Below are 8308 nucleotides of genomic sequence, written 5' to 3' on the forward strand. Positions count from 1 at the left end.
CGTGGGTTTGAAACAGGTCTATCGGTTTCACGAAGGAAACAGGGACATGAAAGATTTGTTGGGGGGAAAAGGGGCGAATCTGGCCGACATGACCCGAGTCGGTCTGCCCGTTCCGCCTGGATTTACCATTACCACCGAAGCGTGCAATGACTTTTTGAAAAGCGGGGAAGGGTTAAAAGAAGAATTAATGGAACAGGTGAAAGAAGCGATAGCCGGTCTGGAACAAGAAACCGGCAAAAAATTGGGCCACCCCAAGCGCCCGTTGCTGGTCTCGGTCCGTTCTGGCGCCAAATTTTCCATGCCGGGCATGATGGATACGATTTTGAATCTGGGGCTCAATGACCAAACGGCAGCCGGCCTGGCCGAACAAACCGGCAATCCCCGCTTTGCCTATGATTGTTACCGTCGGTTTATCCAAATGTTCGGGGATGTCGTGTTGGGCGTGGATCATTACAAATTTGAACAAGTCATCCAAAAGGTGAAAGAGAAAAAAGGGGTTGAACTGGATACCGGATTGGATGCAGAGGATTGGCAGGAAGTGATTCGCGCGTTTAAAGAATTGATTTGGAAGGAAACCAAACATCCTTTCCCCCAGGAGCCGATGGAGCAATTGAAACAAGCCATTGTGGCCGTGTTTTCTTCATGGAATAACAACCGGGCCAAAATTTACCGGAAAATGAACGGAATTCCGGATGATTTGGGAACGGCCGTCAATGTGCAAACCATGGTCTTCGGGAACACGGGGAATGAATCAGGGACGGGGGTTTGCTTCACCCGAAACCCTTCCAGCGGGGAGAAAGAGTTATACGGAGAGTTTTTGTTTAACGCGCAAGGGGAAGATGTGGTGGCCGGCATTCGCACTCCCAAACCGATCGCTGATCTGGAAAAAGAGATGCCGGATGTTTATGAGCAGTTGGTCCGCATCTGCAACCAATTGGAAAGCGCTTACCGGGATATGCAGGATATTGAGTTTACGATTGAAAATAGAAAATTATACATTCTGCAAACGAGATCCGGCAAAAGAACCTCGCAAGCCGCGGTGAAAATTGCCGTTCAGATGGCCGGGGAAGGAATCATCTCGCGCGAAGAGGCCCTGATGCGGGTCGAACCGGAACAATTGGAACAGATGTTACACCGCCGGATCGACCACAATGCCAAGTTGACTGCATGGGCCAAAGGATTGCCCGCATCGCCCGGAGCGGCTTCCGGACAAATTGTTTTTGACGCGGACACGGCGGAAGCCTGGGCCAAAGAGGGCAAACGGGTGTTGTTGGTCCGGCCGGAAACGACGCCGGAAGATATTCACGGTGTTTTGGCGGCACAAGGAATTTTAACAAGCCGCGGCGGGATGACAAGCCATGCTGCCGTGGTCGCCAGGGGAATGGGAAAAGCCTGCGTATGCGGATGTGAACAGTTGAAAATCGATCTGCGTCAAAAAACGGTGACCGTGGAGGATGTGACCCTCCGGGAAGGGGATGTTTTGTCCATCGACGGAGGAACCGGGCAAGTGTTTATCGGCGAAGTTCCGATGAAGGATCCCGAATTGACTCCCGAGTTCCGGGAATTGCTGAAATGGGCGGATGAAATCAGAAGGCTGAAGGTGCGCACCAATGCCGATAATCCGGAAGATGCGGAAAAAGCACGGGAACTGGGTGCGGAAGGAATCGGATTGTGCCGCACGGAGCATATGTTTATGGATCCCAAACGGATTCCGATCGTGCAACGGATGATTCTGGCCGATGACCAGGAAGAAAGACAACAGGCCCTCGATGAACTTTTGCCCATGCAGAAAGAAGACTTTAAAGGAATTTTCCGGGCGATGGACGGATTACCGGTCAACATCCGGTTGCTGGACCCTCCGCTGCATGAGTTCCTGCCGAATATGGAGGACTTGTTGGTGGAAATCACCAAAATGCAAGTGGCCGGACAGGAAGGCACCGAAGCGTATCGCCAAAAAGAACATTTGCTGAAAAAAGTGCGTTCCCTCCATGAGTTTAACCCGATGCTTGGGCACCGGGGATGCCGACTGGGGATCATTCATCCTGAAATTTACCGCATGCAGGCGGAAGCGATCTTCCAAGCGGCAGTGGAATCCGTCAAAGAAGGCATCCGGGTACAGCCGGAAATCATGATCCCGCTGGTGGGGCATGTGGAGGAATTGAAGCGGATGCGTGCCTTGGTTGAACAAGTGGCGGAAGAAGTCATGGCCGATGAAAATGTAAGCGTTTCATATCAGGTGGGGACCATGATCGAGATTCCGAGAGCTGCCTTGACGGCAGACCAAATTGCGGAAGAAGCCGATTTCTTCTCGTTCGGAACCAATGATTTGACCCAGACGACGTTTGGTTACAGCCGGGATGATGCGGAAGGCAAATTCTTGCATACCTATGTGGATCAGAAAATCCTGCCGGATAACCCGTTCATCCGCCTTGACATAGAAGGTGTCGGGCAGCTGGTTCGCATCGGGACGGAAAAAGGAAGAAAAACAAAACCTGCCTTAAAGACCGGCATTTGCGGGGAGCACGGCGGAGAAAAAGAATCCATCCGGTTTTGCCATGAAGTCGGGATGAATTATGTCAGCTGTTCAGTCTTCCGGGTTCCGTTGGCCAGGCTTGCCGCCGCACAAGCCGTCCTTTTGGAGAAATAAGCTTGCAAGAATATGAAAGTAGTACTAGAATAAATTTATTTAAAAAAATACCCACACGTTGGGTATTTTTTCTTTAAAAAGATTTCTTTACAAAATTATAATAAAATGCAATGATATGATGATGAATTCATTCCCCTGGTTTTTTATCCTCCTGATTTTTAAAAGAAGGCACGTAGAAGGAGAAGCGATTTTTAATGTAGAATAAGGGGATAGGGAAAGGTCACAGCACTATTTGCAGATATTGCCATTTTATAAAAAGAGGATTGAAGGAGGAGTTTGCCGAATGTTGGCGAATAGTTAACATTCGTGCAGGGGAATCAATCCATCCATACCTTTTATTAGGAATTCTTTAGAAAGCAGTGATGGATATGAAAGGAAGGATTCCTGATGAAGTCATTGACCAAGTCAGAAAAGAGTATGATATTGTCGATGTGATTGAACAGACCGTTTCCCTGAAAAAAAGCGGTAAGAATTATTTTGGATTGTGCCCTTTTCATTCAGAGAAAACTCCTTCCTTTTCAGTCGCGCCTGATAAACAGATTTTTTATTGTTTCGGTTGCGGCAAAGGCGGAGATGTGATCAAATTTGTCATGGAGCTGGAGCAATACACGTTTGTCGAAGCCGTGACGCATTTGGCTGAACAAGCCGGTATTCCGGTTCCCAAGCCGGTGGCGGAAGATCTTTCCGATGAAGAGGAACAAATGCGCCGGCAAATGAGAAAAGCTCTCGATCTGGCTGCAAAGTTGTATCATTATGTGCTCCTTTCCACAAAGTATGGCCGCATTGCCAGAGAATATCTCAAGCAACGGGAAATTCAGCCGGAGGCTGTCAAAGAGTTTCAACTTGGTTATGCACCTTCATCTTTTCAATTTCTGCTGTCATTCCTTAAAAAAAGAGGGTTTTCCGAAGAGATCCTCGAAAAAGTTGGATTAATCACATCGCGTGAACAAGGATACAATAAAAAATATTATGACCGTTTTCGACATCGCCTGATGTTTCCGATTCATGACGCCCAGGGAAAAGTGATCGGCTTTGGCGGGCGGGCATTGGGAGACGGACAACCGAAATATTTAAACAGTCCTGATACAATCTTATTTCATAAACGGAATCATTTATATAATCTTCATCGTGCACGTTCTCACATACGTAAACATTCCAAAGCCGTTCTGTTTGAAGGATACATGGATGTGATCTCTGCCTGGCAGGCAGGGGTTCTAAATGGTGTTGCGACGTTGGGAACGGCTCTGAGCGAAACCCAAGCACGAATCCTGAAGAGAAATTCAGATCATGTCATTTTGAGTTACGATTCCGATGAAGCCGGTCAGAATGCGGCTTTCAGAGGAATCGAGCTGTTAAAAAATGAAGGATGCACGGTCAAAGTCGCGCAAATGCCCGTGGGATTGGATCCGGACGAATACATCCGGCGGTTCGGGAAAACGGCGTTTAAAGAAGAGATTTTGGCGGCGGCCATGCCATTAACGGCATTTAAATTGGAAATCCTAAAGAAAAAATATGATTTGCAGGATGAAGACGAACGCATGAAATATTTGGCCGAAGCGGTCGGTGTCATTGCCGGGTTGCCTCAAGCCATTGAACAGGATCACTATCTTCGCCGGTTGGCCGGAGAGTTTCATCTTTCATTGGATGCCCTGAAAGATGAACTGCGGAAAGCAAAGCGGATAAAGCAGAAAAGCAAAAGGGATAAAGATGGCTCCAAGTGGAATAATGGGTATCAGGAGATTGGCAAACATTTGATCGGAGGTGCCCAACCCCGGTCGATTGCCGAGAAATCGGAGATGTACCTGATTGCCCATATGATGAGAAGCAGATCAGTGACGGAATGGGTAAAAACCCATTTGGGAGCTGATTTCAATACAGAAATTTATGCCGTCTTGGCAGCTTATCTTTATTCTTACTATGACCGGGACAGTCCGGAAGATCCCGGGGCCTTTATCCGTACCTTGACCGATCCCGAACTGGAATCAGTGGCGGCAAAACTTGCTTTCATGGAGTTGCCCGATGAGATTTCGGAAAAGGAATTGAGGGATTGTGTTCACCATATACGAGATGTTCCTCTCCTGAAACAGATTGAAGAAAAGGAGAGACAGATTGAACAACTATCGCGTGCTGATGAACCCGTCAAAGCCGCAAAGTTGTTAAAGGAAGTTACGCAGTTGCGTAATCAGTTGCATATGCGGATTTAGGAAACGAGTTCATCAGAAAGGAGGAGGAAAGGAACTTGGCGAACAAACAAAATGAAATGGAACTAACTTTGGATCAAGCCAAAGAACAATTGGTGGAAAAAGGCAAAAAGCAGGGTGTTTTATCTTATAAAACGATCATGGAAAAAATGTCTCCTTTCGACCAAAGTTCCCAACAAATGGATGAGTTTTTTGAACACCTGCACGATCAGGGAATCGAAGTGGTCAATGAAGAAGACGACGCTGATTTTGATGAAACCGAGGTTGATGACGAAGAGTTTGTGGATGATGATTTAAATGTTCCGCCGGGAGTCAAAATCAATGACCCTGTCCGGATGTACCTAAAAGAGATTGGCCGTGTTCCTTTGCTGACTGCGGAAGAAGAAGTCGAATTGGCGAAACGGATTGAACAGGGGGATGAGGAAGCCAAACAGCGGCTGGCTGAAGCTAACTTGCGCCTGGTGGTGAGTATCGCCAAGCGGTATGTCGGACGGGGAATGTTGTTTTTGGACTTGATTCAGGAAGGAAACATGGGGCTGATCAAAGCCGTTGAAAAATTTGATTTCCGTAAAGGATTTAAATTCAGCACGTACGCAACCTGGTGGATCCGGCAAGCCATCACCCGCGCCATTGCCGATCAGGCCCGCACCATCCGGATCCCGGTTCATATGGTGGAAACCATTAATAAATTGATTCGCGTGTCCCGTCAATTGTTGCAAGAACTCGGCCGGGAGCCGACACCGGAAGAAATTGCCGAAGAAATGGGGTTGAGCCCTGAAAAAGTACGGGAAATCATGAAAATTGCCCAAGAGCCGGTTTCATTGGAAACGCCGATCGGAGAAGAAGATGATTCCCATCTGGGCGATTTCATTCCGGATGACGATGCACAAGCACCAGCGGATGCCGCGGCTTATGAGTTGTTGAAAGAACAGTTGAAAGATGTGTTGGATACCTTGTCGGAACGGGAAGAAAATGTTTTGCGTTTACGTTTTGGATTGGATGATGGACGCACCCGCACGTTGGAAGAAGTCGGGAAAGTCTTTGGCGTGACTCGGGAACGGATTCGCCAGATTGAAGCCAAAGCTCTTCGCAAATTGCGTCATCCAAGCCGCAGCAAACGTTTAAAAGATTTCCTCGAATAAATTTGATGGTTTGACGCACCCAACCGGGTGCGTTTCTTTTTTGTTGATTCAATTTTATCCCTTTTCAACCCTCATTGCAAATAAGTTTCGGACAATTTTGGGCCGGTTTGGGGCGAATAACCGAAAATGATTGAATAAATAGAATAAAAAAATTTATAATAAAAATGAAAACGCTGTCATTCGGACCGAAGGAGTGGGGAAACATGAACTACGAATTGACATCCGAGCAACAAATGATCCGATCTTTGATGCGTGACTTTGCCGAAGGAGAAGTGGCGCCGGGAGCGGATGAAAGGGATCGAAGCAAGCGCTTTCCCAAGGATATTTTTCAGAAAATGTCCAATCTTAAATTAATGGGGTTGCCTTTTCCGGAAGAATACGGGGGAGCGGGTGCGGACACGATCAGCTTTGCCATTGCCGTGGAGGAATTGAGCCGGGTTTGTGCTTCCACCGGAATCACTTATTCTGCTCACATCTCATTGGGATGTGCTCCACTCTATCTCTTTGGAACCAAAGAGCAAAAAGAGAAATATCTGGTTCCGTTGTGTGAAGGAAAGACCCTGGGAGCTTTTGGACTCACTGAACCCAATGCCGGTTCCGATGCCGGAGGAACCAAAACCCGCGCCGTCAAAAAAGGGGACGAGTGGGTCATCAGCGGCAGCAAATGTTTCATCACCAATGCCAGTTATGCAAAGTATCTGGCCTTGACCGCCGTGACCGGTCAATCCGGGGACCGCAAAGAAATCACTGCGTTTATCGTTCCGACGGATGCTCCCGGGTTTCAAGTGCTTGATCATTATGAGAAGTTGGGGTTACACAGTTCCAATACCACCGAATTGGTTTTGGAGGATGTGCATGTTCCGGAAGAAAACATTCTGGGGGAAAGGGGACAGGGGTTTAAACAGTTTTTGATCACTTTGGACGGGGGCCGCATCGGAATCGGGGCCATGGCGGTCGGTATCGCGCAAGGGGCCTATGAATTGGCTTTGAAGTATGCGAAAGAACGGAAACAATTTGGCCAATCCCTGTCCAAGTTTCAGGCGATTCAACATAAATTGGCGGATATGCACATGAAAATTGAATTGGCCCGGACTTATGTATATAAAGCTGCCTGGTTGAAGGATCAGGGAAAACGGTTTACCAAGGAAGCTTCCATCTGCAAATTGTTTGCTTCGGAAGTGGCCATGGAAGTCGCCAATCAAGCGGTGCAAATTCACGGCGGCTGGGGATATATGCACGATTATAAAGTGGAGCGGTATTTCCGCGATGCCAAATTGACCGAGATCGGGGAAGGAACCTCGGAGATTCAGCGCAATATCATTGCACGTGAAATCGGCTGTTGAAAAGGGAGGTCATATCTTGGCGGAACTGGTTCATTACACGCTGGGGGATTTGCTGGACGAACAAGTGAAGCTGCACGGGAAAAAAGAAGCGGTGATTTATCCGGAAAAAGGCATTCGCTGGACTTATGAGGACTTTCAGGAAAAGGTGATGGAAGCCGCCAAAGGATTGATCAAGCTGGGGCTGGGCAAAGGACACCACCTGGCCATCTGGGCTTTAAACCAACCGGAATGGTTGATTTCCCAATTTGCCACCGGCATGACCGGGGTGGTTTTGATTACGGTCAACACCAATTACCGCGTGCGCGAACTGGAATATCTGCTGAAGCAATCGGACACGGAGACGCTGATTTTGGAAAGGGAAGTAAAAGGCATATCCTATGTTGATATGCTTTATGAAATATGCCCGGAGTTAAAAGATTGCCCGCCCGGCCGTTTAAAATCCAAAAGATTGCCTAAATTAAAAAATGTCATACTGCTCGATGACAAACCGGCTCCCGGGATGTTTTGCTGGAAGGACCTTGTTGAAATGGGGCGGGAGGTCCGGGAAGAGGAAGTCAAAGCCCGGCAGGCATCTTTGCATCCGGATGATGTGATCAACATGCAGTACACGTCCGGCACCACCGGATTTCCGAAAGGCGTGATGCTGTCTCACCACAATATCATCAACAACGGGCGCAATATTGCAGAGTGCATGAAATTGACGGAGAAAGACCGCCTTTGTATTCCGGTGCCTTTTTTTCATTGCTTCGGGTGCGTCTTGGGCACCCTTGCCGGGTTCAGTGTCGGGGCGGCCTTGGTTCCCTTGATCACCTTTGATGCCGGAAAAGTGCTGGAGATCGTGGAAAAGGAAAAGTGTACAGGCCTGCACGGTGTGCCTACCATGTTTATTACCGAACTGAATCACCCGTCCTTCCGAAAGAAAAAGTACCCCCATTTGCGGACGGGGATTATGGCCGGGACGAAGTATACCTTAAC

The 8308-nt window shown here is 48.1% G+C and carries 5 protein-coding genes; all 5 read left to right on the forward strand.

Annotated elements, in window-relative coordinates:
• Position 1 precedes the first annotated feature (1 nt).
• Positions 2 to 2647, forward strand: a complete 2646-nt coding sequence (gene ppdK, locus H1R82_RS08425; protein ID WP_181730927.1) for a pyruvate, phosphate dikinase — start codon at positions 2 to 4, stop codon at positions 2645 to 2647.
• A gap of 368 nt (positions 2648 to 3015) precedes the next feature.
• Entirely contained in the window at positions 3016 to 4851 is a 1836-nt protein-coding gene (dnaG, locus tag H1R82_RS08430) for a DNA primase (RefSeq protein ID WP_232333817.1), read from the forward strand.
• A 56-nt stretch (positions 4852 to 4907) separates the two neighbouring features.
• Complete coding sequence (gene rpoD, locus H1R82_RS08435) at positions 4908 to 5990, forward strand: RNA polymerase sigma factor RpoD (RefSeq protein ID WP_181731216.1); 1083 nt, start codon at positions 4908 to 4910, stop codon at positions 5988 to 5990.
• A 203-nt stretch (positions 5991 to 6193) separates the two neighbouring features.
• Positions 6194 to 7333 carry an acyl-CoA dehydrogenase gene (locus H1R82_RS08440; protein ID WP_181730925.1) on the forward strand — a complete coding sequence of 380 codons (1140 nt, stop codon included), beginning with the start codon at positions 6194 to 6196 and terminating at the stop codon, positions 7331 to 7333.
• 16 nt (positions 7334 to 7349) lie between these two features.
• Positions 7350 to 8308, forward strand: a 959-nt coding sequence (locus tag H1R82_RS08445; protein WP_181821642.1) for an AMP-binding protein, incomplete at its 3' end; no start/stop codon positions are given.

It is taken from the genome of Thermoactinomyces intermedius, from assembly GCF_013912365.1.
Classification (GTDB): domain Bacteria; phylum Bacillota; class Bacilli; order Thermoactinomycetales; family Thermoactinomycetaceae; genus Thermoactinomyces; species Thermoactinomyces intermedius.

Bases quoted from the DNA above. Each gene is read 5' to 3' on its own strand.
- H1R82_RS08440 (WP_181730925.1), top strand. From the start codon at position 6,194: ATGAACTACGAATTGACATCCGAGCAACAAATGATCCGATCTTTGATG.
- dnaG (WP_232333817.1), top strand. From the start codon at position 3,016: ATGAAAGGAAGGATTCCTGATGAAGTCATTGACCAAGTCAGAAAAGAG.
- rpoD (WP_181731216.1), top strand. From the start codon at position 4,908: ATGGAACTAACTTTGGATCAAGCCAAAGAACAATTGGTGGAAAAAGGC.